27 protein-coding genes and 1 pseudogene are annotated in these 25,111 nt (G+C 34.4%); 21 read left to right on the top strand and 7 right to left on the bottom strand.

Annotated features, from left to right (window positions below; all coding sequences use genetic code 11):
• Positions 1-124 precede the first annotated feature (124 nt).
• The 4 genes from ACQKMF_RS06845 (at position 125) to ACQKMF_RS06860 (ending at position 2,852) form a co-directional block, all read left to right on the top strand.
• On the top strand, positions 125-976 hold the full coding sequence (locus ACQKMF_RS06845) for a LysR family transcriptional regulator (protein ID WP_427572256.1): 852 nt from the start codon (positions 125-127) through the stop codon (positions 974-976).
• A gap of 156 nt (positions 977-1,132) precedes the next feature.
• The gene (locus ACQKMF_RS06850; protein ID WP_427572258.1) at positions 1,133-1,702 is read left to right on the top strand and encodes a nucleotidyltransferase domain-containing protein; all 570 of its coding nucleotides are present in this window, start codon (positions 1,133-1,135) and stop codon (positions 1,700-1,702) included.
• Between the two features lie 73 nt (positions 1,703-1,775).
• Complete coding sequence (locus tag ACQKMF_RS06855) at positions 1,776-2,432, top strand: uridine kinase family protein (RefSeq protein WP_402937813.1); 657 nt, start codon at positions 1,776-1,778, stop codon at positions 2,430-2,432.
• Positions 2,433-2,621: 189 nt separating this feature from the next.
• Positions 2,622-2,852: a DUF3953 domain-containing protein gene (locus ACQKMF_RS06860; RefSeq protein WP_106028701.1), complete on the top strand. Its 231-nt coding sequence runs from the start codon at positions 2,622-2,624 to the stop codon at positions 2,850-2,852.
• A 197-nt stretch (positions 2,853-3,049) separates the two neighbouring features.
• On the opposite strand, the gene ACQKMF_RS06865 is transcribed toward ACQKMF_RS06860, so the two are convergent.
• Together ACQKMF_RS06865 and ACQKMF_RS06870 are read right to left on the bottom strand one after the other, a co-directional pair.
• On the bottom strand, positions 3,050-3,679 hold the full coding sequence (locus ACQKMF_RS06865) for a YczE/YyaS/YitT family protein (RefSeq protein ID WP_402937809.1): 630 nt from the start codon (positions 3,677-3,679) through the stop codon (positions 3,050-3,052).
• Between the two features lie 2 nt (positions 3,680-3,681).
• Positions 3,682-4,377 (bottom strand): YjjG family noncanonical pyrimidine nucleotidase, encoded by a 696-nt coding sequence (locus ACQKMF_RS06870; protein WP_427572261.1) that lies wholly within the window; start codon positions 4,375-4,377, stop codon positions 3,682-3,684.
• 77 nt (positions 4,378-4,454) lie between these two features.
• On the opposite strand from ACQKMF_RS06870, the gene yeiL reads away from it, so the two are divergent.
• From yeiL to ACQKMF_RS06890, 4 genes are all read left to right on the top strand, one after another.
• A complete protein-coding gene (gene yeiL / locus ACQKMF_RS06875; protein WP_402937804.1) occupies positions 4,455-5,126 on the top strand; it encodes a transcriptional regulator YeiL in 672 nt (223 codons plus the stop codon).
• A 401-nt stretch (positions 5,127-5,527) separates the two neighbouring features.
• A complete protein-coding gene (locus ACQKMF_RS06880) occupies positions 5,528-5,719 on the top strand; it encodes a hypothetical protein (protein WP_402937801.1) in 192 nt (63 codons plus the stop codon).
• A gap of 144 nt (positions 5,720-5,863) precedes the next feature.
• Positions 5,864-6,349, top strand: coding sequence for an HIT family protein (locus tag ACQKMF_RS06885; protein WP_101225316.1), 486 nt, complete (start codon positions 5,864-5,866; stop codon positions 6,347-6,349).
• A gap of 231 nt (positions 6,350-6,580) precedes the next feature.
• Entirely contained in the window at positions 6,581-7,327 is a 747-nt protein-coding gene (locus ACQKMF_RS06890; protein ID WP_101225315.1) for a polysaccharide deacetylase family protein, read from the top strand.
• A gap of 269 nt (positions 7,328-7,596) precedes the next feature.
• Here the strand turns inward: ACQKMF_RS06890 and ACQKMF_RS06895 are convergent, their stop codons facing one another.
• Positions 7,597-8,214: a cell wall hydrolase gene (locus ACQKMF_RS06895; RefSeq protein WP_427572265.1), complete on the bottom strand. Its 618-nt coding sequence runs from the start codon at positions 8,212-8,214 to the stop codon at positions 7,597-7,599.
• Positions 8,215-8,668: 454 nt separating this feature from the next.
• On the opposite strand from ACQKMF_RS06895, the gene ACQKMF_RS06900 reads away from it, so the two are divergent.
• The gene (locus ACQKMF_RS06900) at positions 8,669-9,289 is read left to right on the top strand and encodes a DUF421 domain-containing protein (protein ID WP_157831139.1); all 621 of its coding nucleotides are present in this window, start codon (positions 8,669-8,671) and stop codon (positions 9,287-9,289) included.
• A gap of 671 nt (positions 9,290-9,960) precedes the next feature.
• Here the strand turns inward: ACQKMF_RS06900 and ACQKMF_RS06905 are convergent.
• The gene (locus ACQKMF_RS06905; protein ID WP_214768415.1) at positions 9,961-11,346 is read right to left on the bottom strand and encodes a cytochrome P450; all 1,386 of its coding nucleotides are present in this window, start codon (positions 11,344-11,346) and stop codon (positions 9,961-9,963) included.
• Positions 11,347-11,866: 520 nt separating this feature from the next.
• Between ACQKMF_RS06905 and ACQKMF_RS06910 the strand changes: the two are divergent.
• The 5 genes and pseudogenes from ACQKMF_RS06910 to ACQKMF_RS06930 all read left to right on the top strand — a co-directional run bounded on the left by ACQKMF_RS06910 (position 11,867) and on the right by ACQKMF_RS06930 (position 15,818).
• Positions 11,867-12,366: pseudogene (locus ACQKMF_RS06910) on the top strand (helix-turn-helix domain-containing protein).
• Complete coding sequence (locus ACQKMF_RS06915; protein ID WP_427572267.1) at positions 12,356-12,748, top strand: hypothetical protein; 393 nt, start codon at positions 12,356-12,358, stop codon at positions 12,746-12,748. The pseudogene ACQKMF_RS06910 and the gene ACQKMF_RS06915 overlap by 11 nt, the downstream one beginning before the upstream one ends.
• Positions 12,749-13,009: 261 nt before the next feature.
• Positions 13,010-13,231, top strand: coding sequence for a hypothetical protein (locus ACQKMF_RS06920; RefSeq protein WP_402937786.1), 222 nt, complete (start codon positions 13,010-13,012; stop codon positions 13,229-13,231).
• 257 nt (positions 13,232-13,488) lie between these two features.
• Positions 13,489-13,749 carry a hypothetical protein gene (locus tag ACQKMF_RS06925; protein WP_427572269.1) on the top strand — a complete coding sequence of 87 codons (261 nt, stop codon included), beginning with the start codon at positions 13,489-13,491 and terminating at the stop codon, positions 13,747-13,749.
• A 533-nt stretch (positions 13,750-14,282) separates the two neighbouring features.
• Positions 14,283-15,818, top strand: a complete 1,536-nt coding sequence (locus tag ACQKMF_RS06930; RefSeq protein ID WP_260358060.1) for an APC family permease — start codon at positions 14,283-14,285, stop codon at positions 15,816-15,818.
• Positions 15,819-16,070: 252 nt separating this feature from the next.
• On the opposite strand, the gene ACQKMF_RS06935 is transcribed toward ACQKMF_RS06930, so the two are convergent.
• Positions 16,071-16,220 (bottom strand): hypothetical protein, encoded by a 150-nt coding sequence (locus tag ACQKMF_RS06935; protein WP_214795833.1) that lies wholly within the window; start codon positions 16,218-16,220, stop codon positions 16,071-16,073.
• Positions 16,217-16,555: a helix-turn-helix domain-containing protein gene (locus ACQKMF_RS06940; protein ID WP_427572272.1), complete on the bottom strand. Its 339-nt coding sequence runs from the start codon at positions 16,553-16,555 to the stop codon at positions 16,217-16,219. The genes ACQKMF_RS06935 and ACQKMF_RS06940 overlap by 4 nt, the downstream gene beginning before the upstream one ends.
• A 436-nt stretch (positions 16,556-16,991) precedes the next feature.
• Between ACQKMF_RS06940 and ACQKMF_RS06945 the strand changes: the two genes are divergently transcribed.
• The 6 genes from ACQKMF_RS06945 to ACQKMF_RS06970 all read left to right on the top strand — a co-directional run bounded on the left by ACQKMF_RS06945 (position 16,992) and on the right by ACQKMF_RS06970 (position 21,460).
• Positions 16,992-17,339, top strand: coding sequence for a VOC family protein (locus ACQKMF_RS06945; protein ID WP_260358072.1), 348 nt, complete (start codon positions 16,992-16,994; stop codon positions 17,337-17,339).
• A gap of 457 nt (positions 17,340-17,796) precedes the next feature.
• Positions 17,797-18,246, top strand: coding sequence for a GNAT family N-acetyltransferase (locus ACQKMF_RS06950; RefSeq protein WP_201183769.1), 450 nt, complete (start codon positions 17,797-17,799; stop codon positions 18,244-18,246).
• Between the two features lie 189 nt (positions 18,247-18,435).
• Positions 18,436-18,777 carry a PadR family transcriptional regulator gene (locus tag ACQKMF_RS06955; protein WP_056527747.1) on the top strand — a complete coding sequence of 114 codons (342 nt, stop codon included), beginning with the start codon at positions 18,436-18,438 and terminating at the stop codon, positions 18,775-18,777.
• A complete protein-coding gene (locus ACQKMF_RS06960; RefSeq protein WP_427572275.1) occupies positions 18,774-19,586 on the top strand; it encodes a permease prefix domain 1-containing protein in 813 nt (270 codons plus the stop codon). Before ACQKMF_RS06955 ends, ACQKMF_RS06960 begins: the two co-directional genes overlap by 4 nt.
• A gap of 262 nt (positions 19,587-19,848) precedes the next feature.
• Positions 19,849-20,001, top strand: a complete 153-nt coding sequence (locus tag ACQKMF_RS06965) for a hypothetical protein (RefSeq protein ID WP_164855079.1) — start codon at positions 19,849-19,851, stop codon at positions 19,999-20,001.
• 1,090 nt (positions 20,002-21,091) lie between these two features.
• A complete protein-coding gene (locus ACQKMF_RS06970) occupies positions 21,092-21,460 on the top strand; it encodes a DUF2750 domain-containing protein (protein ID WP_170974058.1) in 369 nt (122 codons plus the stop codon).
• Positions 21,461-22,103: 643 nt separating this feature from the next.
• Here ACQKMF_RS06970 and ACQKMF_RS06975 read toward each other — a convergent pair.
• The gene (locus tag ACQKMF_RS06975) at positions 22,104-22,616 is read right to left on the bottom strand and encodes a hypothetical protein (RefSeq protein ID WP_427572277.1); all 513 of its coding nucleotides are present in this window, start codon (positions 22,614-22,616) and stop codon (positions 22,104-22,106) included.
• 253 nt (positions 22,617-22,869) lie between these two features.
• Here ACQKMF_RS06975 and ACQKMF_RS06980 point away from each other — a divergent pair, with 253 nt between their 5' ends.
• Entirely contained in the window at positions 22,870-25,041 is a 2,172-nt protein-coding gene (locus ACQKMF_RS06980) for a DNA topoisomerase III (RefSeq protein ID WP_101225305.1), read from the top strand.
• Positions 25,042-25,111 lie beyond the last annotated feature (70 nt).

Below are 25,111 nucleotides of genomic sequence, written 5' to 3' on the forward strand. Positions count from 1 at the left end.
TTCTAGCATTATCTAGTCTCCCTTACTTATTAAGCTAACTAGAGTTTACTCTGACTGCCCAGAAGCGTAAAATGGAGGAAAATGATAGGGTTCATAAATTTTTTTTATAGGGTGTGCCAACTATATGAACATCAAAGAAATAGCATTGAAAATTGAAATATTAAACCGTCAAAATTTAAGTAAGTCTGCAGAAATCACGAACTATACTCAATCCGCCCTTACGGCTAAAGTGAAAAAAATAGAGTCGGAAATTGGAAAACTTGTTTTTAAACGCACGCCCCAAGGATTGAAAATCACTAGCGTAGGAATACAGTATAAAAACTATCTTCAACTTATTTCACAAGAGTACGAAGAATTTTTACAAAACATTGGTGCCATTCAAACTAACTCTAAAGTGGATTTTGGCACATCACATACAACCTTGAAAATCTATGGTGCCCATATCGCGAATACTTTGAATATGAACGACATTCAAACGGATGTGGATTTCTCCGTAGATTCCAGTAATGCCATAAACCAAAAAGTGCACAATTCCGAATTAGATTGTGCACTCATTAGTGAACCTATTAAGAAATATCCCGACTTAACTTATGACATCGTTGCAACTGAAACATTCGAGGTCATTTCAAGTAAGGACCATATCATCAATTTTGATTGGAAAACACCTATTACATTGCTCGTATTGAGTATAGGTTGTATGTATACAAGAGCTGTGACCGAATGGCTTATGAATAATCAAATACCATATAAATTAAAGGAAATTAAATCAATCAGCAGTATCCAAGATTTTTTGCAAATCAGCAATACAATTGCAGTATTGAATACTAAGCTTATAGATTTATATAACTATACAAACATTCACTATTACAAATTAAGCTTTAACAATGTCATTAATACCGTTTTCGTTTATAAGATGAACGACGGCGAACAGAACAATATCGTACAATTAAAAAATGTTCTGAAAACGATTGGTTAATTACAAAAAAGGGGTTTTATCTTTAGAGTTGCTTTGGCAGCTCTTTTTCATATGGAACTATCGGGGCAGGATAGTTGCATAAGAGTTCAATATAGAGGTTATTCAAAATAGACAAAGAATACTAAGGATATAAGTATTTTAGCTTGGGGGATTTATATGTCATTTGAACAATGTCATAGTATTACTTCTTTAATGTCAGGATTTAATAAAACGTGGTTCTTTGCAGGTGGTTGGGCAATTGACCTTTTTATCGGTAGAGAAACAAGACAACATCAAGATATTGAGATTGCCCTATTTCGAAAAGACCAATTAAACCTGAAGGAATATCTAAAAGAATGGGACTTTAAAAAGGCTATTAAAGGTAAATTCTATGCTTGGGAAAATGAGTTTTTAGAGTTACCTATTCACGAAGTACACGCTTTAAATAAGTCAAATGGAGATAAATTAGAGGTACTTCTAAATGAAACAAAGGATGAAGACTGGAAGTTCAGAAGGGATTTAACGATCTCCTATCCACTTAAGTCAGTTTGGAGTTATTCGGATACCGGGATTCCTTATCTAAATCCAGAAATTGTACTTTTATATAAAGTGAAAAACACAAGAGAAAAAGACGACCAAGACTTTATGGCGATATTAGACAATCTAGATGATGAGAGGAAAAAACGGCTTAAGTATGCCATACAATTGCACGAACCAGAACATAAATGGCTTCAATTCTTAACATAACTTATTGATGAAGAGCTTAAAGAGGAAAAAGCGAGTATTAGGTTTAATTCTTATAATGGACAGGGGGAGAGGGATGGATAAGTTATTACAAGATATCATAAATTGGGTCAGAATGACTGATGAACAGATTGTTATTGGCATTTCAGGACATGGTGCTGCTGGAAAAACGACGTTTGCCAATAGGCTCGCAATCCTACTAAATCAAAATGAAGTGAATTATATTAATACAGATCCATATATTGTTAGTTCGAACATACGAAAGCATGCAGTTATCGACTATACATATCAAAACGAAAATCATCGTTATAAAATGACGGCTTGCCATCCATCAACTCATCATTTGCATTCTTTAGAAAGAGATGTTCAGATGGTTAGAGATGGTTTAGATTTATATACAATAGATACGCATTATATGAAAAGTGAGTTAATTTCTTCGAAAAACAAAGTAACGATTGTAGAAGGAATGAGTGTCGCATTTATTAATCCAGATTTATTTGATTTAAAAATTTACTTCTATACAGATGGTGAAACGGAATTAATGAGAAGGTCGAGCCGTGATATTGTTGAGAGAGGAACCAATATCAATTATTTAAGGCAGTCTCATGAAGAACGTCGGATTCAGTACGAAGTATTTATGCATCCATACAGTCAGCGTTTTGATATTATTATCAAAACTTTTGATGAAGCAATATGTCTAGAAAAAAATACATTTGAATTTAAATGCAAATAATCAACTATTTGTTGTGTTTAGCGTTAGCTGAAGATCGGAGTTGTCTTTAAGGCAGCTTTTTTTATGGAACTATCGGGGCAGGTTAGTGAAAAAAGGACTTTCCATTTTCCACACAAATGAAAAGGTGTTAAATGGTATGATTAAATAAAAAATCGTACAGAACTTAATTTTTTAGGGGGAAATATATTCTTGAAAATAGTTAGAATTAGCTTAGCAATAATTGTTCTTGCTTTATCAGCTTATCTGCTAATTACTGAAAACTTTGAGTTTATGCCGTATTTAATGTTGATCTCGGGGGCAATTATGTTGGTGAGAGGATTAGCTGAACTTCAAAAAGATAGAAAAGGAGGATTTTTGGGGTGCGTAGTTGTCTCATTATTTCTTTTCTTTGTTTCAATACAGGGTTTCTTAATGAACTAACGGGTGCGTTAGCTGAAGATTGGAGCTGTCTTTAAGGCAGCTTTTTCTTATGGAACTATCGGGGCAGGTTAGTTTAACTGTAGTGTTACAAAAAAGATTGATCATTTAGAATAAAGTTCGATAATTTATATTAAAGTTTGATAAAAATAACCTCTTTGGATTCTCAACCGTAAGAGGTTATTTTTTAGTTATGCTATTTATTGAGTTTGGGGTTTCTGTTGATAGTTTTTAAATTTCAATCGTGTATATGAAATAATGCCGGACAATAAGAAGAAGCTGATAATCGTTCCTTCACGAATATTGATTGGTAAATTGTATAGTAGTGATATTGTTATTGATAGAATAATGGAGAATAAATCGACACAATATCTGTATTGAGAGAAAGGGCGTTTTGTTAATTCAGCTATTCGTAAACATAAACTTTCAATAGGAAAAGGAATAATATCTAATGATAAAATAATGCCTGTTGTTCCACCGGCTAGTATCGCACCGAAAATAAATAGTCCGATTCTTACTAAATAATTCTCTACGTAAATCGTACCGAAAATAGTATAGAGGAAAAAATTAATAACCATTCCAAAGAACAAGATGGAAATGAACATCAAAGTAAATTTTCTAAAATCCTTTTTTTCGCATAGGCAGATATAACCGAATAGAAAAATGAGATTTGCAATGAATGTAATTGTGCCAACTTTGATGGAAGTCCATTCAGATATTGATAAATTCATCGCATTAAAACTGCTGACACCAACATCAGCTTTTAATGTAAGACTAATGCCAATAGCACTTACTATATAGAGTAGAATCGATTGAATTACTTTTTTCATGATTATTCCTCTAATAAGTCCATTATTTGCATTAAATTTGGTATCGTATATGTGCTCTTAGGTGAACATGATTTAGGCATGCTTCTCTTAGGGTTAAACCATACACAATCAATTCCGACATTGATAGCTCCTTGAATATCCGATGTTAAACGATCACCTATCATTAGGAATTCTTCTTTACGGCTTGTATGCAGGGCATCAAAAATATAGTAAAAGAAATGGGGATTCGGTTTTTCATAACCAATTTCTTCGGAGATAAAAAGTTGTTCAAAATATCCTTGTAGCTTGGCACCTCCTAATCTTTTTCTTTGAGTCTTTCCTACACCGTTTGTTCCAATATATAATTTATAATTTTGCTTACTTAAAGCATTTAATAATTCATGTGCATGGGTAACGGTCTTATGTCCTTGGTTTAAATGCTCACGGTACATAGCTTCAACCTTTGCTCCGTTTTCATCTATATGAAATTCCTTCAAAAAAAGTGAAAAACGCGTTGTCAGCACTTCTTCACGAGAAATCAAGCCTTCCTCTAATTGATGCCATAATCCATCATTAATGCGCTTATAACATGCAATTGTTTGTTTGTTATAGGGCAACTCGTACAGCGTAATAATTTGTTTTAAAGCCTTTTCTTCTGAATCTTGAAAATCAAGTATCGTATCATCTAAGTCAAAAATAATATGTTTGTATTTGTTCATTCCTATCCACCTCTTGGTAGTAATATATCGAAAGGAACAATATAATAATAGGAGATATCTCATATTGAGGTGATAAAATGGAAAAAATCAATTTGAAGGATTACGCTGAAAATTTTGTGGATATATATAATGATATTCAAGAAACTTTTCCGAAAGCAGTTTTACATCAGGCTTTTATTTGTAAGTTTTCTTCTAATGAATATATAGTGCGCTTTGATGAAGATATTCAGTACTTATTTTTAATATTGGATGGGCGGGCAAAAATATATATAGTACACGAAAATGGAAAACGTGCGCTGATTCAGTTTCTAAAGAAAGATGATTTTATTGGTGAATTATCCTTGATTGAGGTGGAAAAGAATTTAAAAGATGTTGTGGCTATAAATGACTGTACTTGCTTAGCGGTTCCATTGGCTTCATCGAAAGAGCATCTGTTAAATGACAATCTTTTCCTCCATAATTTATCAAAATATTTAGGTGATAAATTACTTAAAAGAACGGATCATTACACAGCTATGCAGGATTATGAATTCAAAAATCGATTGGCCAAATATATTCTTCAAATAGAAAACGATGGATGCTTTCAAGAGAAGCATACCGAAACAGCAGAATACGTGGGGGTAAGCTATCGACATTTATTATACACACTTAACCAATTCCATGAAGACGGATTATTAGAAAAAAAAGGAAGAAAATATTTTATCATTAATAAAGAAAAGTTAGAAAGATTGAGTTCAAAAAAGGATTAATTTAGTATGATTTGATAACTTGAAATATAAACAAGTTGTTACACTTTTTTCTTATCACAGAAACGAATACTGCTTTGCTAATACGTTTTCAAATTAAAAAATAGCTAATAGAATATTTACTACCACCATTAAAATTTAAGATTAACCAAATCTTTTGCGTTTTTTCATTCAACCATAGTCTTTAACATAGCCTAATAAAATAAAAATATTGTTAAGATGAATTAATATTCTATTTGTGATGTTCCTCACTTAAACTAACGGGTGCGTTAGCTGAAGATCAGAGCTGTCTTTAAGGCAGCTTTTTCTTATGGAACTATAGGGGCAGGTTAGTTCAACAAGGAATAATGCATTTGAAATAGAATTTATATAGTACGTCAATTAAGGAAGAAGGATGAATGATATTGATTAATACAGTTTTTTCATATGTTCTTCTCGGTGTGATAATTTTCTACGCCTTGGAATTGGCAGCTGTTGGTTCAGGTTTTAAGGTACTAATTGGTTGGTGTTTTGGTTTACTTTTATATATAGCTATTCATTTTAGTAAGAACCAAAAAATAAAGAGTGATATGGAAGAGCTCGATGACAGGCAATAATATCCTAATAGGTGCCTTACTTCAATAAGGGAGTTGTTTTGGCAGCTCTTTTTCTTATGGAACTAACGGGGCAGGATAGCTCAACAAGGGTTTGTTTATTTTTATATTTTATAGAGAGATAATATTTTGTTTTTGGAGGGAATTATGAGGGAAATTACTTTGTCTAATGGAAAAACAGTTGAAGTCGAATGTTTAAGTTGTGCTTTAACAAGTGGGGAAATAGAACCGGATGGTGGTGTAATAGTCGAAACTGAATATTTTCATGCTCACCAAGACGTTGCATATCCCATTAAAGGTTTAGTAATTTTAGCCTCTAAACGCCATATTAAGTGCTTTGACGAATTAAATGACTTAGAAAAGGTTGATTACATAAACTTATTATCTAAGATTAGAAAAGCTCAAAGGGAAGTATTAGGGATAGAACATGTTTATTACTTTTATAATGAAGATACTACTCACCATTTTCATACTTGGATGGTTCCTCGATATGAATGGATGTACGATTTTGGACGATCTGTGGAATCTGTTAGACCAGTTTTGCTCCATGCAAGAAACAAATTGAATAATGATGAAAATGTAAAAAGTGTAATTGATGGAATTAAGACTTTAAAAAAAGAACTATACACTTAATCCTTCCTTGTCCCACTAACAGTTGCTTTGGCAGCTCTTTTTCTTATAGAGCTAATGTGGCAGTTAGTCCGATTCCTTAGTGTTTTAAGAAATTAGTTTTTCATTTGGGATTATCAAAGTCATCATTGCAATGGGAGATAGAATCAAATATGGGAGAAATCATAATAGAACTATGCTTTTGAGGCACAATAAATTGAAAAGATATAAAAAGGACGCAAAGCGAGGAATTTTATGAAAAAGGTTGTAATGTTTTTCCTATGTCTTCTTATCTTAATTCTTCCATCACAAGTTTTTGCTCAACGAAAAGTACCAATTTTAATTTATCATTCGATTGACGAGTTTACTGGGCAGGGTTCTAAGGAGCTATATGTAACTCCTGATAATTTCCAGAAACAAATGATTTATTTAAAAGACCATGGCTACACGTTATTAACTTTTGATCGTTGGCAAGAAATTCATAAAGAAAATAAACCCATTTTCATTACCTTTGATGACGGATACAAAAACAATCTGAATGCATTTGCTATCTTTCAAAAACTTGAAAACGAACGTTTTAAACCAAGTGGTACCATTTTTGTTATCTCTGACTTTATCGGTCGTTCAAACCGATTATCGAAATCGGATTTAAAAATGATGGCTGATTCGGGTATAATCTCAATCCAGTCTCATACTGCTACACATCCTGATTTGACGGAAATAAAAAATTATGAATATGAACTGAAAGGGTCCAAAGAAAAAATTCAAAAAATAACAGGCAAACCAGTTAATGCTCTTGCGTATCCATACGGAAATTTCAATGACAAAGTGGTAGAAGAAACGAAGAAATATTATTTGTTTGGACTTACGACAACTCCTGAACTATTTTCTGAGAAGGGCATTAAAGACGAACTTTATCTTTTACCACGAATTTATATCAAGTATTCAACTACTCTTGATGACTTTGCAAAGATAGTTGAAGGCGGTTCCTATACCAGGTAATCGCTTTTTCTTTTGGAACCAAGGGAAAAGTACTTAATATTGTTTATAAGTAAATGGGTACGGAAAATAAGGAAAAACAGGTGCTTTAGCTGTAGATCGGAGCTGTCTTTAAGGCAGTTTTTTCTTTTGGGAGTGCCGCCAAGGGTACCGCCAAAAAGGTCGGGCAAATACTGCCCGACCTTTCAACTATACCTCACGACATAGTTAATGGGATATTTATAATACGAAACTATAAAAATATCATTCCTCAATATGTATGTAGATTAGTTTTACTTTGCAAATAAGTGGTTGCCTATTCTAATGACTGTTTCCCTAGTAAAAATCCATTCATCTGTTGCCGAGACCGGATTATAATAATAAACAGAACCATGAGTAGGATCCCAACCTTGTAATGCATCAATAACAGCTCGATAAGAATAGCTATTTGGGGTCAAATAATATTGCCCATCATGTACAGCTGTAAAAGCATTTGTCTGGAAAATAACATCGTAAGTATTTTTAGGAAAACCTGGTGTTGACATTCGGTTCAAAATTACTGCAGCGACAGCTACTTTTCCTTCATAAGTTTCTCCTCGAGCTTCTCCATAAACAACCCTTGCCATCATTTCAATACTATTTAATTTTTGTTGTGTTTGGAATCCAAAAACTCCATCTGGTAATATTCCAGAATCTAGTTGAAGTTGTTTCACTGCATGATCAGTAATTGAACCATAATACCCTGTTGGTTGACTGTTAAAGTAACCCATTTTCTTTAAATTTTCTTGTAAGTCATAAACTGCTTGTCCTTGACTTCCATTGTGTAAAATTTCTTGAGCAAAGATTGAATTTGGTATAAAAAACATGAAACAAATAAAAACAACAAACGACATTTTTTTTACATTTAACATCAAATAATAACACATCCTTCGATTCATTTTCCTACTATTCTACTTTATCATACAAGAAAAATAGATTTATCTTACATTATTCCTATTTTAAACCAAAAACTGAAGAAATTTTCAGACGAATTTGTCTGTTTATTGTGGTAGCGCCTATCGCCATCAAGCTAAGAAAAAGGATTATACCCATAACGAAAAAATAAGCTATTCTTCTGTAAATGCTGCTGAAGATAGCTTTTTTCGTTTTGAGGTATAAAGAAATTTTAACTTGATGGGCATGCGTCAAGACTCCTTATGGCACTAACGGGACAGTTTAGTTGAAGTGGAGAATTTGTTATTTAGCCTTTATTTTACATTCTAAAAAACACCTGAATTTTTGTTGTTACCTAGTTTCCAAAAACTATCTACATATTTGGTATAGAGTCAACAGATACTAACAAAAAATGTTTAAGGAATGAGAAAAATGATGGATTTTTTAGAAGACATATCTACCTTACCTTATGTATTAAAGGCATTGTTAATTTTTTGTACTGCAATTATTCTTCTGCGTATCGCAGGAAAGAGATCACTTGCAGAAACAACAGTTTCGGAAGCTGTGTTAAGGATTTCGATTGGTGCTGTACTAATCCAACCTTTAGCATTGAAAGAGGAATGGCAAGCAGTATATGCTGGAACTTTGCTCATTATAGGAATTGTATTATTAGCAAAAATACAAATATGGTTTCCAAAATCCAGAAAGTTTATTAATGGAGTACCATCAATACTAATTAAAGATGGAAAGGTGAAGTTAGAAGAGCTAAAAAAAGCCAGATTAACGATAGATGAGATACAAAGTGCACTTCGCCAAAAAAATATAGGAAATGTCGAAGATGTTGAATTGGCGATATTAGAGTCCAATGGTAAAATAGCGACTAGCCTAAAGCCAAACAAAGCACCCGCAACCAAAGAAGATATTCAAAAAATTTTAGATATCTTAGCTGAGAATGGTATTCGTTCCTCATCACAAAATCAATCTGAAGCGAAAACGCCACCATTATTTAAAGAAGCTTATGACGAGGGAGACATAGTGGACTATAAATCTTAGAGACATTAAATAAGCTGTTTTTTTCTTTAGTACAAAGATAATACACAATACATAAGCAATGTAATTCAACTAACGGGTGCGTTAGTTGAATTACAGGGCGAAAACTGGCTTCTTAATATAAGGGAAGTTGTAAGAGGGTATGGTGATGTTGCTGCAATTTTTTTACAAATCAAGATAACCAATTATTCACAATAATAGTAAGCTTAATTTTGTTATATACATCATTTTTCAAGGGATGGTGCAAGGGATACTTAAACGAATAATAACTAAGTACGAACACGAAGGTCTGACCCCGGAGGATATTGTGCATTTAAATACTATAAAAGGACAAAATCCTTATGGGATGCTAACTCTATTATTAGGTCTAGCATCCTGGGCCACAGTATATAATTATTCCTATCGTATCTTTGTTATTGGGTTTTATTACTTACCGGACCTTTGATTCTGAAACAGAGAAAAATCCTTCCAAAGGGTTTTGGAGGGGTATTTGGCATGGCCAAAAATAGTATATCATAAGGGAAATGAAAATTTCAGAGAAAGATATTGACATCCTATTAGCTGGTTACTTCAAAAACTAGGGTTGATGCTGCAGTCTTTTTTATGGAACTAAAGGGGGGATCTACCTTAGGTGTAGAGTGACAATTTTGTTCATTAATACAACTTATATTCATTTAAATTTCAGAAGCTTCTGGTTGGAAACCTCCTATATTTCTATCTTCGACTACCATGCGCAATCCACGCTTCGGTCTGAGTGTAATAGACGGAAGTGGCTTTACTTCATGATGGTCAGGCGCCAGCCTTATCCGATATCGTTGAGCAATGCATGCTAGGACAAGCACAGCTTCCATCACTGCAAAATGATTACCGATACAAACTCTCGGACCTCCGCCAAATGGAAAGTAAGCGAACGGAGGTAGGGTTTTCATAAAGTTGTTTTCAAATCGCTCAGGTTTAAAGGAATCTGGATTATCAAAATACTCAGGCTTGTGGTGCATCACATACTGACTCAACAGGATCATATCGCCTTTTTTAAAAAGATACCCTCCAATTACCACATCCTCCGCCACTTCCCGTTGTATGATATAGGCAGGCGGGTATATGCGCATTGATTCATAGATAACATTTTGTGTGAATGTTAATTTCATAAAATCGCCAGTTGTTAGATTACGGTTGCCGATTACGCTATCTATTTCATTGAAAAGTTTAGTTTCCACATCAGGGTGTTGGGAAAGCAAGTATAAGGTCCAGGAAAGCACATTTGCTGTTGTTTCGTGACCGGCAAGGAAAATGGTCATTAACTCATCACGTAACTGCTTGTCTGTCATAGCTAAGCCATCCTCATCATCTCGAGCATCCATTAGAATCCCAAGCATATCCTCATGTCTCTCTGCCTCTGTTCTACGTTTTTCAATAAAGCTATAAATCACCTTATCAAGTCTCTGTTTCGCAATTTTATATTCACGGTTGTTTTTAGTTGGAACCCATAGTGGCATTTGAAGTGTTCGCATTCTTTTAACGGCAATTCTCATGAAGGCTTCTATAGGTTCCCCGAGCATGCCATATCCTTCTTTGAGGTTCATGCTGAACATGGTCTTGCTGATAATACCCAGTGCAAGGCTCATCATATCCTCCGTAATAATCCTTTCTTCTCTGTTTTTCCAAGTGGAAATATAGTCCATTGTTATATCAATCATATCCTGACCATAATTGCTAATATGAGACTTTTTGAAAGAGGGTTGAATAAGCCTTCTTTGGCGCATGTGAATTTCTTTTTCACTTGTAAGAAGGCCTTCTCCGAGTACTGGTTTTAAAGCAGAGAAGTCCTTTGATTTCAAGAAGGATTTTTGTTTTGTTACAAGTACCTGCTTAATTAAATCTGAATTTGAAATAAGGTAAACATTATGGAAAGGTCCAAAACGAATTTTAGCAACTTCTCCATATTCTTTTGCTAAACGGGTAAGAAAGCCAAGTGTATCTGAAATAAACTCCTTTGAATGGCCAGTAATTAATTTTCCTTTTGGGCCTGGAGAATCATTTGAAAAATTTGTGTCACTCATTGGTCTGTTTCCTCCATTTCGGTATAATTACTTGTATTCATTCTATGAGGAAAGTATTGATTGGTTTGGACAAGTTGTTAATAAGAAGACTAACAAATACAATATTTTTTTTAAAAGATAGTTAATCAATTTGAATGAAATTACAAGTGTGTATAAAGGAATACTATTAATAAACGAAATCAAAGTGTTTATGAAATTGTAAAGGCACCCATCCCTGGTTGTCACTTTCTTTTACTAATGAAAGCAGGTATGTATGGAACTACCTTACAAAAGTTATTATCTTGTTGAACTAACAAATATGGGGTTGGAAACAGCTCCATTTTCTTATGCAACTAACGGGGCAGTTTAGTTCAACAAGCTTTAATTAAGAAATATTTCCATTTCAAACTTATTTAGAGCAAGGTTATTTCTTGCTTTTTTCTTTGTGTTTTTTAAGTTTTTTTTATTCAAAAGAGGTGTTTTTTATTGAAAAATAATACTTTTAGTGTAAAATTACACTAAAAAGGAGTATTTAGTATATATGGAAAAAGAAGAATTCATCAATTTAATATCAGAAAAAATGAAACTTGTCCGAACAGAACAAGGTTTTTCTCAAGATAAGATGTCTGAAATTCTAGGAATTTCAAAAAAACACTAGTTCAAATTGAAAAAAGAAGAACAGAAGCCAATTGGACCACCGTTGTTGCATTTTGTGCTTTGTTTAATCATAGCCAATTGCTGATATCATCAATTGGTGACAATCCAGTTGATTTTGTTCAGTTAATAACTAGCAAAAATGGTGGGACGCCTAAAGAAAAAACAATGGGTGGTAAGTTATGGTGGAAAGAAATCGAGTATAGAGGGGATTTTCGTTTGCAACAAAATTTGATTAGTAACCATTACCGTATATTGGATCAATATGATTATCGTTGGCATAGTTCTTTTAATAAAGAAGAGAGTTTAAGTCGTTTAAATGAATTACAGGCGGTGGGGACTATGGGGATAGACAAAGGTATAGGGATGGGGATATATGAAGAATAAGATTTTGCTTGTTCTAAGAAAAATAGTAATTGGTATTCTAATAGTCTGTTTATACTGTTTTCCTTTTGTTTATTTTTCAATGCAACAAGATTTTGCTAACCGTTCAATGCTTGGCTATTTGATTATGATTGTAGTGACTTCACTTCTTGCTTTCTTCGGCAAACTCTTTAATAACTCAATCTCTCTTATTATTGGTAATATATTATCTGTAATAATCTCATTTTATTTCATAAACGAGATGACAGGGAACGAACGATGGGGTGGCTATTTTAAGCCACTAACTCCATATCAATTATTAATCTTGGTTAGTTTTTTGAATTTGATTCCTCAGTTCTTCGCTATGAAATTAGCAAATAGACACAAAAATAAAGTTAAAGATTAATTTGATTAAGAAGAGTAATTTCTTTGAACTAGAAGTTACTCATCAACAATATTCAATATCATAGCCTACATAAAAAGAAAAAGTAAAAAAAGCCTACTTCCTTAAATAGCAAGGATCGCAGGCTTTCTTTATTCTAGTCGTACCGATTTGAAAAAAGTTTAACCGTTTTTCTTATGGAACTAAAGGGGCAGTTTAGTTGAAGAAGGATTTTGTTTTTACGTTAAACTGTATACAGTTTAACGGTTTTAGGAGGTGAAAATGATGAAACGTGCGATAGGAATATTTCTTACTCTTTCATCTTTACTAACATACTTAATTGTGGACATGCTTTATGATCCTGTTGAGAATAAAATAACAACAACCGATATGAATTCAACAGTACTATATCAATATCCTTTGATGCATTGGTTAATTTGTGTCATTTTAATAATTACTTTTATTCTGGGGATTTACTTTATTTCTAGCAAAGGAAAAGCAATATGAGGAATGTCCACTCTGTGATACTCCAGAATATACTAGAAATAAGTGAATCGAACTAATGGGTGCTTTACTTCAATAGGGGAGTTGCTTCCGCAGCTCTTTTTCTTATGGAACTAACGGAGCAGAATAATTCAATAGAAAGATAAGTTTATTTTAGAATAAATGGAGTAATTTTCAAAAAAGGTGTGAAGGAAAGTGGCTTTAGAAGAGGAAAATCAATACTGAAAATAAGATGAGTAAAAAGAGAAGGGGGCTATAAAATGTTAGTTAAATATATTGAAGGTGAATTAGGAGAAATTAAAGAAAATATAAATAGTTATTCTTATAACAATCTATATGTGCGAATTGGTGAAAAAGTTGAGCTAGGTTCAAAATTGTGCGAAGTAGTTGATATTGTACACTATCCTACTACGATTGAAGAAAATTATACAGTAGATGTTTTTGTGAAAGTAATAAAAAAACTCCCTGAATCATGGTGGGAGAGACCTTTATTCTCACGAGCTAAGAAAAGTGAACATTAATATCTTAGACCAAACAGAAGAGATAAAAAAACGTGAAGAATTAGAAAAAGGTACTAAAAGTTAGAAGTTCCTCCTCAACAAACGGGTGCGTTAGTTGAACAAGAATTACACATTAAAGACCAAAAACACTTGGGTACTCAAGTGTTTTTTATGCTAATTATATTGTTATTTAATCTGCTATTTAACTTGCCAATTCGTATGTTATTTACTTTGTTATTTGGCTTTTTCTCCACGTTATCTGAACTACTTACTAAAAAGCTAGGGTTCTGCCCAACAATTCCACGTTCCTATGAAGTTATGAATAAATTATGCATTAATGATTAAAAAGTAATAACAGATGGAAGTTATTTGGCATAAAATCCCTATCCCCCATCTTAAAATTATTTCAGAGTTGAATACAAAATATCAAAATTGAAATTTAATTGTAAAATTTACCTCTATCAAAGTAAATTAACTGAATATTTATATTATTTTTTATATTGGCACAACAATTGCATATAAGAATATATCTACCATTTTAAGGAGGCTCAAATATGCAAGAAAATCTGAATAAAAATATTGGAGGTTCTGCGTCAGAACATTATGATAGTGATGCTGCACAACTGGCATCGCTTGGATATGAATCTGAATTTCGCCGCGACATGAGTCCGTGGGCAAACTTTTCGCTAGGGTTCACTTATCTTTCACCTGTAGTAGGTGTGTACTCACTATTTGCATACGCACTTGCGCAAGGTGGCCCACCTATGATTTGGAGTTTTTTCATCGTTGGACTCGGACAATTACTAGTCGCACTTGTCTTCAGTGAGATTGTTGCGCAATACCCTGTTGCAGGAGGAGTTTATCCTTGGGCACGAAGACTATGGGGGCGCAAGTGGGCGTGGATGACTGGCTGGGTTTACTTAATGGCCTTGCTTGTGACGATTGCCAGTGTCGCGTACGGAGCTGGACCTTATCTAGCACAAGTTTTGGGTTTTGAAGTATCGGTGGACTCTGCGATTCTTTGTGCGGTAGTCCTTCTTGCACTATCGACTATCATCAATTTTCTTGGCACAAAGGTTCTCGCGGCTGCAGCAGTTATTGGTTTTGCTGCTGAACTTATCGGTGCGCTTGTAGTTGGATTTTGGTTGCTTATCACACAAAGGGTGCACGGTCTTGATGTGCTCTTTGATTCTTTTGGTGCTCAAGGTAGTCATAGCTACATGTATGCATTTGCAGCAGCTGGATTAATTGGGATTTTTCAATATTATGGGTTCGAAGCCTGTGGTGATGTTGCTGAAGAAGTACCGAATCCAGGTGTTCTTATCCCAAAGGCAATGCGTCGGACCATTTACATTGGCGGTGCTGCAGCAACTTTTGTTTGCCTTGCTTTAGTACTATCAGTTGCTGATATCCCAGCAGTTATCGCTGGTAAGGACGTAACGCCTGTTGATACCTTACTAAACGATGCATTTGGTGCTGTTGGCGCGAAGATTGTACTGGGTATTGTGTTGATTTCTTTCCTTTCATGTGTAATGAGTTTACAAGCGGCAGCAAGCAGACTTGCCTATTCGTATGGCCGTGATGACATGATTGTAGGAAGCCGATTGTTAAAGAAATTTTCGGCTGCTCGTCACATTCCACCTTATGCGCTGCTTCTTGCCGCAATTGTCCCAGCCCTCATTGTGCTTGGATCAAAAGTGTCTACAGATGCGCTCACAAAGGTAATCAGTTTTGCGGCATTTGGCATTTATCTTGGATTCCAAATGGTTGTCTTTGCTGCACTTCGAGCTAGACTAAAAGGATGGAAGCCAAGTGGTAAGTATCAATTGGGCAAGTGGGGACTGCCCGTCAATATTGGTGCGCTTGTCTACGGAATCATCGCAATGATCAACATGTGTTGGCCAAGAACGCCAGATGCACCTTGGTATGATAACTATATCGTGCTCGTTTCAGGAGTCATAGTTGTAGGTATTGGTTTACTGTATATGATGATTCATCGTAGCTACGGACATAGCAATGTGCCGTATAATGTTGCGATACCGAAAAAATATATCTCTCATAAAAACAAGCGCAATGACATGTCAATGTAGGTTTGTTGCTAACTCATATTAGCCACTCTAAAGGGTTTTCCTTCTTCACTTTTTTTATTCGTAAAAATCTCTTAAACTTTGATTACCAGAAATTATATTTTCACTCGTTTTTTTTTTCACGCATCCCGTAAACTAGACTGAACACTCACATATTAAAACAGAAGGGTTCGAGATCTTTTAAAGATTCTCGAACCCTTCTGCTTATGTTCAATTATTCTATCAACGCAGACTTACATTTTACTAATTTTTTATTCATCCCCATCCGTCCTTCCATTGGCGAAAGTTAATGGACGTAATCGGTTTTTCTTTTCCAGTCATTTCACTATACATATAATCGATTCCTTTGATCATTGCGTAGAAGGTTACAACAGGGATTATCAATGCAGTCGTAAAAGGTATCATTCCTTATCCCTCCATTTATCCAATTCTTCATCATTCACGTTAATGGCATAACTTCTGCCTTCCTTCTTCAAATACCCTTCATTTACTAATTCCACCATCATGGCATGAACCTTATTATTCCCTAAACCTATCAATCTTGCTAACTCATTTACTCGGAGCTCACCAGTGTTTGCGATCCAGCGTTTCAGCTGGTCAATTGGTTCTTCTTCTTTGACCTCTTGAATTTCACCCTCCACAACAACCCCGTCAAACAGATGAATAAGCTTATCAAAGATATCCTCCTCCTCTTCCTTATTCAGTGTTAATACTGGGGGCTTGGAATCGTTTAAACTCATTCTTACTGCCCTCAATCTTAGCGATACGGTCACAAAGTAACGGGTGCGTTAATTGAATAAGGAAAAGCAAAGACCACAAAAATTGTGGTCTTTTTTTTGCTCAAAAATCAACAATTTACTTTAACAGAGCCAAAATTTAAAATTGGAAATTTTACAATTACATTCTTTGAGTTGTTGTGGTAAATGAGGTCATTTTGAGGTCAGCATAAATAAAAAGGGATAGATTTCTATCCCTTTTGTTTCTACTTGTTTTAATGATCAACATCTTATTAAATACTATATAAACCCCCCTATAAAATAACATTTATATGGAATTACATATAACCGAAGCAGCCTTTTTTAAATTGTTCTAACTGGCAGGTTAGTGAAAGAGGAATTCGCTTTCAAAACTAGAATTTAAATTAATAACTAATGGGATAGGAAGGAGATTCTTATGATAATAAAGGGTTTTGGAGGAATCTTTTGGAGGACTAAAAATCTAGAGGATATAAAAAAATGGTACAGTAAAGTCCTAAAAATTGAAATTGAAAATTGGAATGGTACCATTATTACACCACAATCAGGCAATGAAACTATCTTTTCCTTCTTTTCTGAAAATGACCGCTATTTTCCAACAGAACAACAAGTGATGTTAAACTTTCAAGTTGAAAATTTGGATGACAGTATCAAACATATAGAAAAAATGGGTATTCCCCTTGTTATGGAAAAGACGATTAATGAATTTGGAAAGTTTATTTGGATTGAAGATCCAGAGGGAAGACGTATAGAGCTTTGGGAGAAGTAATAGGATAATAATAAATTTTGTTGTTGAACTACCATGAAAATAAGTTACTTTAATAATGAAAAATGACAATACTTAAGAAGACCCTGCTCAATCGTTTAAAAAAAGAGGAGAGCGTTAATTAGTCTATGGATTAAGGTTGACTGGATTAAGGTCAGTATCAGTATGGACACTTCCCAACCATTTTCATTCTTTGTGGTGGATCGCCGATTTTTGCGATTCATGGATGGCTAACGGGTGCTTACTTCAATAAGGAAGGTTGCTGAGGCAGCCTTTTTCTTATGGCACTAACGGGGCAGGTTAGTTCTATAAGGGAAATGGTCTTTTATGGTAAAATAAATAAGTAAAGGGAACTTTTACCTTTTTTTGTTTAGTTTAATAAGAATCAATGGTAAAATGATGAGAATTAATTATGCTATGGGGCTGGTCAGTTGTAATTTTATAAAGGAGTTGTGAGAAGTTGAAATATCGTAAAGCAAATATCGATGATATTGATAAATTGGTCGAGTTAAGAAAAAAGCAATTAGTTGATGAGGGGATAGAACCTAATATAGATATTGATAGAGAACTATATGTTTTCTTTAAAAATAAACTAAGTGATGGTACTTTAATTCAATGGCTAGTGGAGGATAATGAAGAAATTATAGCTTGTGGTGCAGTAATTTTTTATGAATTTCCACCTTGTTACACCAATAAGACTGGAAAAAAGGCTTATATCACAAATATGTATACTAATGAAAATTATCGTGGGCAAGGAATCGCAACAAAGCTGTTAACTAAATTAGTTGATGAAGTTAAGATTTCAGGTATTTCACAAATATGGCTTGGGGCTTCAAAAATGGGTAGACCAGTGTATAAGAAGTTTGGTTTTATGGAAACTGATGAATTTCTAGAATTAAATATTTTTTAATAATTTGTGAAGTATAACACTTAAACTAACGGGTGCTTTACTTCAATAACAGGGGTTGCTGCGGCAGCCTTTTTCTTATGGCACTAACGGGGCAGTTTAGTTGAAGAAAGAAACTGGAATTTTTTTTTAATAAGTACCTTGTATTATATAGTATTTCAATTTACTATTAATAATAGGAGGTGAGAAATTATGGAAGTTAATAAAGAGGTTTTGAAAGGTCATATAGATACACTAATTCTATCGTTAATACATAGCAGGGATATGTATGGTTATGAATTGGCAAAATTCGTGCGAGAAAAAAGTGAAAGTCAATTTGAACTTAAAGAAGGTACGCTTTATTTGTCTTTAAAAAGACTTGAGAAAAATAAATGGATTGAATCTTACTGGGGCGATGAACAAGGACCAGGAGGAAGGCGGAAATATTATAAACTTACACCATTAGGTGAAGATGGTTTCAAAGAAAAGAGATCGGAATGGCAATTTGTAAAAAAAATTATTGATTCGTTTTTGGAAGGGGGAGAAAAAATATGAAACAAATTGAAGTATTTGTAGATGCGCTTTACCACAATATTGGTGGAAATAAAAAAGAAATTCAAGAACTAAAAGCAGAAATGAAAAGTCATTTGATAGAGGCTGTTCACGAATTAAAAGCAGAAGGAAAGACTGAACAAGAAGCAATTGAAATTGCAATTGAACGATTTGGCGGAGAGAAAGAAATGCGTTCTATTGTTGGTCAGTTGTTTAAAGCACAAAGAACATTTGCAAAATGGGTACTTTATACAGCATTAACATTCCTTTTAATTAGTTTTATCGGATATGGTATTCTTATTCCACTTGAAAGGAATCAACAAAATGAGAGTTATCAATTTAGTTCACAAATCCTTGATAGTTTAGGTAATACAATAACCGAGCAAGCTAAAACGGATATTCAAAAAATTGTACAAGAAAATGAAAACATTACAGGAGTAACCATTAGTGCTGTTGAAGTTACCAATTATGGTAATGAGACATTTTATACTACTGTAAGCGAAGAACCAGAATATAGTTTTAGAGAAAAACCAATATTTAACCACTTTATAACTTATCGTGCTGATGGTACAGGTAACGAAAATTGGGATGTCATGGTTGAATCAAAAGGTTATGTAGAAACAGCATATACTGCATTGTTTCTAAGTGTATGTATTTTTTGGGTACTGTTTGCAATTTGGGCAATCATTAACGCTTATCATCATAGACGATTGAATGCTGGTTGGGTTATTGCTTTTGCTTTATTCAATCTGATTGGTTATTTGGTTTATTTTTTAGTTGGGAAAAAGGTACCATCTAAAACAATTAGTTGATTTCTTCTTGAACAACGGATGCAACAAAAAGAATGGTCGCCTTTTTTCTTTTTCCATAAGAAAAGATTGTGAAATATTGTACTTAAACTAACGGGTGCTTTACTTCAATAAGAGAGTTGCTTTGGCAGCTCTTTTTGTTATGGAATTATCAGGGCAGAATAGTTAAACAAAGATTGAGACCTTGCTGATGGATTAATATATGAAGTAAAGGAGTGTCAAAGTATTTATTGCAACAAGAATTGAGTGATTGGGAGTTAGACAGATGAAAAATAAAAAAAGAAAAAAAGAAAAGCAAAACGGCTTTTTTAAAGAAATCCTAATTGAGCTTAGGGATTCAATCTTTTTTGAAGTGGCTTGGAACATCTTAATGTTTATACCAAGAATGATGATTCGCTTAATAAAGAACATTTGGTGAAGTGGTTAGTCAGAATAGAGCTAACGGTGCTTTAGCTGAAGATCAGAGCTGTCTTTAAGGCAGCTCTTTCTTTATGCAACTATCGGGGCAGGTTTGTTGAAGAAGGAGTACTTTAACCAACCCTAGAATAAATAACAAATTGAATTTTTAATGTAGGCTAACGGGTGCTTGGGAACAAGATGATTGTCACTGCGGCGGTTTTTTTCTTATCCACTAAAGTGCAGTTTAACGCAGCCTCAGGATTAAACTTATGTTCGTTTTGGATTTTAGTCTAATCTCAGTATAAAGAACGCTAACCGAAATGATTAATGTTCTATACATGATGGATGAGAACATGCAGGTGGCGGATATCTGGTGATCACAGTATTCGATTCAAAAAAACGATCTCTGATTATGCGAAAGCACAGACGCTTTTAAAGTAAGACTGAACGATACGATTACGAGGGTCAGTCACAGTGTTTTAATATAGAGTTGGAGTCGGAGGAGAACAATGGAAGTTAACAATATCTCTTAAAGCAACCGAATAATTATTCCATCTTCCGCCGAAAAACCTATATCCATAAACTCTTGATTCCCCGACAGTCGTCAAATAAAACCAGAAATTGTCTCCGTTTCTAAGCCACAAGTACGTAAAACGATACAAACAATTTTGAAGACCCCAGGGACTCAGGGCAGATGGCATTTGTCGTGTATATACCATAATTCGAGGTTCACTCCTTATTGAAATTAGACTTATATCCAAGTTTATGTTCAGGGTCAAAGCTTGGATTGGATGTATGCCTAGTAGCCCACCTAAATTCAAATATGATTGAAGAAGCTTATATGAAATTGTTTAAGGATAGGCAACTATTTTTATTGAGAACGGTATCTCTAATCCAAAGGAAATTATGAACAGTTTAAATAAGCCCTGGAGTTGTTCAACTAAACGGTGCGTTAGCTGAAGATCGGAGCTGTCTTTAAGACAGCTTTTTCTTATGGGACTAAAGGGGCAGTTTATTTGAAGAAGTAATGGTATAATTATCCTTAAAAATATAATAACTTTCTATTTTACTTGGTATTTTTTAATAATTATCGTAAAGGAATGACATATATGAAATTAATTAAACGATTTATTTTAAACCGTCCTGCTGAAAAGCGACTTGCATATTTTTATGGAATGGTTGCAACAGATGAACAGGTGTGGTTACTACGCGACGAAAATGGCGACTTATTACTTTTGGATGATGATGATGGAGACTATCCATTTTTACTACCTGTTTGGCCAAGTCGAAGTTTTGCTGAAATGGAGTCTGCCAATATAGATAAGTCATACGAAGCGTTCAATATACCACTTTTGAATTTTTTCGATTTACTAGTTGATATTGAAAATGACGGTGGTGCCACAGCGATTTTCCCAAATAAAAACGATACAACGATTCAAAAACGTGATGAAATAAAGGAAATGATTCGCAATTTATAGCAAGTAAGATACTCCCTCACATTAATTTGGAAAATTGTAATATTTATAAAATAAATAAAACCGCAATTAGACTAATAAAAGAGAATCCTATCATTAGTATGTCCAATTCTTTAGTAGAAATTGATTTTGTTATTTTACTAACGGGTGCTTCATTATAAGGAGCTGATTAGCAGCTCCTTTTCTTATGGCACTAAAGGGGCAGCATTCCTGTAATAACTGGAATACTAAAAAGTTTTTGAAGAAATCTACTTAAACTAACGGGTCCGTTAGTTCTATAATGATCACTAAAAAATAATCAAACTATTTTATAAAAATTTTATACTAAATCACTAGAAATGAACCCTTATTGATCAATCTCTTTTCAAAATGGATTGTATTTATTTACGAATATGAGGGTTCAGGAGGACCTTTTGAACAATTTTTATTTCAAAGCTACAGTTGATGCTTTTTTTAACAGATGCTTTAACACAATACATACATGAACTGAGCTGGAAAGTTCCCCCCTAAGAATAAGGAATAAGAATGGCCGAAAATCAATTTGATTTTTCGGCCATTTTAAAATTTGAAAATGTGAAATTCAAGAATTCTTTTTTTACAGATGCAATGATGTCTTCAGCTAAGAGTTTAGAACCACTAGCACCTTTTAGTATTTCAATGCTCCTTCACTAGACCAATCAAATATCTTTATACTGCTCATTCTTTTATTTACTTCTTTAATGTTTAACTGGTTGGAAACAAAATTATAATTTGAAGGAATAATTATATTGCCGGCTATAGCAAAAGCATTTAAACAGACTATATGAGTTACAGGTAACAACTCTTTTATACAATTAAAATAAGTAAGAGTTATATTAAGTATTTTTTCCTTAGGTAATTCGGCTATCTTTGTATTTTTAATTAATAACAAAAGAAAGTTATATACATTTTGTAAAGTAATATGCTTTTCTTTAGTTCTTTTGCCAATTAACGTTCCTTTATTATACAAGGGGCTGTTAGGGTCAATAATTAGCTGTGTTGCAATCCAACTAAGATTATCACTTTCTCTTTTTAAAAATCTACTTAACGAAGTACCTATACCTTTAGCTTTTGTATTAATAATATCAAAAAATTTAATTTCTTCATCTTCATCTAAACAGTGAAAAGCTTGGAAGGGCACATTTAAAATCGCACTAGTTTCTTTTGTATATACTCCGATTCACCCAAATTCGAAGTTTTTACCTATTAACCTTCCAATATTCAGGAGGACTTTTTCATCTCCCTGAAATCCTCACTCTTCACCGAAGATAAGCAATCATTTCATGCTTTCTACTATCAGTTCAGTAAAAACGAAGTCATATCTAGCCGATTGTGATAATTAAGGTATAATGATAGGGGAAAGATATTTTGTAACGGATTAGGTGAAGATGATCATGAAGCTAATCATTGCGGAGAAACCAGATCAAGGTTCAACGCTAGCAGCTCAATTTAAAACGAAGAAACAGCAAGGCTATATAGAAATCATGCCGAATGAACTTTTTCCCGATGGAGCTTATGTAACTTGGGCTGTCGGGCATTTATGTCAACTTGTTTCACCGGAAACCTATCATTCAAAATGGAAAAAATGGTCGATGGAAACGTTGCCGATGATTCCTGAGAAATTTCAATATGAAGTGACCCGACAAAAGGCAAAGCAATTCAATGTTGTGAAGACCTTACTTAGGAAACCGGAAGTCGATGAAATCATTCATGCAGGTGATGCCGGGCGTGAAGGAGAGTTGATTGTACGCAATATCGTTAATCTATGCAATGTCAATAAACCGATGAAACGTTTATGGATTTCCTCTTTGACCCCAAAAGCGATTTATGAGGGATTCCAAAATTTGAAGAGCGAGGAAAAAACCAGGCCGCTCTATTATGAAGCGTATACGAGAGCTTGTGCGGACTGGGTTGTGGGAATGAATGCGTCGAGAGCGTATAGTATTTTATTGAAACAAAGGGGCGTTTCGGATGTGTTTTCAGCTGGAAGGGTTCAGACACCGACTCTTGCTTTGATAGTGAAGCGGGAAATGGAAATTGAGCAATTCAAGTCTGAGCCGTTCTGGGAAGTGTTCGCTGACTTCAAAATGGATGGAAAGAAATATCAGGGAAAATGGCAGCAGAACAATGATCCGAGAATAAAGACAAAAGAAATGGCTGATAAAATTGCCGCCTTTTGCAAGGGTAAGGAAGCTGAAATAGCTGAAATGGATACTGAAAGGAAAGAATTTCAGCCGCCTTTGTTATTTAATCTATCGTCATTGCAAGCTACAGTGAACAAGATTTATAAATATTCACCGAAACAGACGCTTGATATAGTACAAAGTTTATATCAAAAAGGGATCGTTTCTTATCCACGTTCAGATTCCAATTATGTAACGGAAGGGGAAGCCGAAACATTTCCCGATATCTTGCAAAAACTAAGCGGATTTTCAGAATATGAATCCCTGTTTCCTTTGCCACAACCGAACATCATGAATAATAAAAGGTTTGTAAATGAAAAAAAAGTGACTGATCACTATGCAATTATCCCGACAGAGCAGGTAACCGACCCGAAGCGGCTTTCCGCCGAAGAACGGAATATTTATGACTTGGTGGTACGCCGGTTGATTGCGGCTCATTATGAGAAAGCGATTTTCGATTACACCACCATTAAAACGCTTGTCGATAAGCGTGCGGAATTCATTTCTAAAGGCAAGCAGCAGATTCAAGAGGGATGGCGCAAAGTGATTTTCCAAGATGACAAGGATGATGATATCATTTTGCCGTCCGTTTCCAAAGGGGATACTGGAAAGGTCGCCAATATAAAGGTGAAAGAAGGAAAAACCCAGCCTCCTAAGCGCTATACAGAAGGTCAGCTGATCACTTTGATGAAAACAGCCGGAAAGCATCTGGATAATGAAGAGTTAGAAAAAGTTCTGATGAAAACCGAGGGTCTCGGAACCGAAGCAACTCGGGCTGGCATCATTACCATGCTCAAAGACCGTAAATACATCAATGTCAAAAAAAATCAGGTTTTTGCGACAGATAAAGGGAAAGTGCTGATTACTGCCATCGGGGAGAAAATCCTGGCTTCACCTGAAATGACAGCCAAATGGGAACAGCGTTTGAGGGAAATCGGTGAAGGAAAGGCTTCAGCCGGCGGATTTATGGAAGCTGTTAAAAAGATGTCAGCAAAAATCATCAGTGATGCCGTGGAATCATCGGAAAACTGGGATTTTCAAGGGCTGGATACCGAGTCGATTCAACGGAGCGGCTCTAAAAAAAGAAGCTCGGCATCTGTGGGCAGCTGTAAACTATGCGGTTCTAAGATTGTCGATAAAGGGGAATTCTATGGATGTGTAAGTTATCAAAAAACAAAGTGTAACTTCACCATCTCCAAAAAAATCCTTAATAAGAAAATCAGTCAAGCAAATATAAAAAAGCTGTTGGCGAGCGGTGAAACGGATCTGATAAGCGGTTTTAAAAAAGGGGAAAAAACCTTTGATGCCATTCTATCGTGGTCCGATGCTGAAAAGAAGATCAGTTTTACATTCCCAACAGAACAAAACATCAAGCAAACTTGAGAAGAAGCATCATTAAAGGCGCCCTGAGACTTATATCTTCTTGTTTCGGGGCCGTTTATATAGTAAAATT

Origin of the sequence: Peribacillus sp. NPDC101480 (genome assembly GCF_050277335.1) — a bacterium.
Classification (GTDB): Bacteria; Bacillota; Bacilli; order Bacillales; family DSM-1321; genus Peribacillus.

Excerpts from the sequence above, each read along its gene's own strand:
- ACQKMF_RS06955 (WP_056527747.1), top strand. The coding sequence starts at position 18,436 with ATGGAAGTTAATAAAGAGGTTTTGAAAGGTCATATAGATACACTAATT.
- ACQKMF_RS06885 (WP_101225316.1), top strand. The coding sequence starts at position 5,864 with ATGAGGGAAATTACTTTGTCTAATGGAAAAACAGTTGAAGTCGAATGT.
- ACQKMF_RS06940 (WP_427572272.1), bottom strand. The coding sequence starts at position 16,555 with ATGAGTTTAAACGATTCCAAGCCCCCAGTATTAACACTGAATAAGGAA.
- ACQKMF_RS06845 (WP_427572256.1), top strand. The coding sequence starts at position 125 with ATGAACATCAAAGAAATAGCATTGAAAATTGAAATATTAAACCGTCAA.
- ACQKMF_RS06850 (WP_427572258.1), top strand. The coding sequence starts at position 1,133 with ATGTCATTTGAACAATGTCATAGTATTACTTCTTTAATGTCAGGATTT.
- ACQKMF_RS06855 (WP_402937813.1), top strand. The coding sequence starts at position 1,776 with ATGGATAAGTTATTACAAGATATCATAAATTGGGTCAGAATGACTGAT.
- ACQKMF_RS06915 (WP_427572267.1), top strand. The coding sequence starts at position 12,356 with ATGAAGAATAAGATTTTGCTTGTTCTAAGAAAAATAGTAATTGGTATT.
- ACQKMF_RS06905 (WP_214768415.1), bottom strand. The coding sequence starts at position 11,346 with ATGAGTGACACAAATTTTTCAAATGATTCTCCAGGCCCAAAAGGAAAA.
- ACQKMF_RS06890 (WP_101225315.1), top strand. The coding sequence starts at position 6,581 with ATGAAAAAGGTTGTAATGTTTTTCCTATGTCTTCTTATCTTAATTCTT.
- ACQKMF_RS06930 (WP_260358060.1), top strand. The coding sequence starts at position 14,283 with ATGCAAGAAAATCTGAATAAAAATATTGGAGGTTCTGCGTCAGAACAT.
- ACQKMF_RS06900 (WP_157831139.1), top strand. The coding sequence starts at position 8,669 with ATGATGGATTTTTTAGAAGACATATCTACCTTACCTTATGTATTAAAG.
- ACQKMF_RS06920 (WP_402937786.1), top strand. The coding sequence starts at position 13,010 with ATGAAACGTGCGATAGGAATATTTCTTACTCTTTCATCTTTACTAACA.
- ACQKMF_RS06865 (WP_402937809.1), bottom strand. The coding sequence starts at position 3,679 with ATGAAAAAAGTAATTCAATCGATTCTACTCTATATAGTAAGTGCTATT.
- ACQKMF_RS06925 (WP_427572269.1), top strand. The coding sequence starts at position 13,489 with ATGTTAGTTAAATATATTGAAGGTGAATTAGGAGAAATTAAAGAAAAT.
- ACQKMF_RS06970 (WP_170974058.1), top strand. The coding sequence starts at position 21,092 with ATGAAATTAATTAAACGATTTATTTTAAACCGTCCTGCTGAAAAGCGA.
- ACQKMF_RS06965 (WP_164855079.1), top strand. The coding sequence starts at position 19,849 with ATGAAAAATAAAAAAAGAAAAAAAGAAAAGCAAAACGGCTTTTTTAAA.
- ACQKMF_RS06895 (WP_427572265.1), bottom strand. The coding sequence starts at position 8,214 with ATGTTAAATGTAAAAAAAATGTCGTTTGTTGTTTTTATTTGTTTCATG.
- ACQKMF_RS06980 (WP_101225305.1), top strand. The coding sequence starts at position 22,870 with ATGAAGCTAATCATTGCGGAGAAACCAGATCAAGGTTCAACGCTAGCA.
- yeiL (WP_402937804.1), top strand. The coding sequence starts at position 4,455 with ATGGAAAAAATCAATTTGAAGGATTACGCTGAAAATTTTGTGGATATA.
- ACQKMF_RS06935 (WP_214795833.1), bottom strand. The coding sequence starts at position 16,220 with ATGATACCTTTTACGACTGCATTGATAATCCCTGTTGTAACCTTCTAC.
- ACQKMF_RS06870 (WP_427572261.1), bottom strand. The coding sequence starts at position 4,377 with ATGAACAAATACAAACATATTATTTTTGACTTAGATGATACGATACTT.
- ACQKMF_RS06960 (WP_427572275.1), top strand. The coding sequence starts at position 18,774 with ATGAAACAAATTGAAGTATTTGTAGATGCGCTTTACCACAATATTGGT.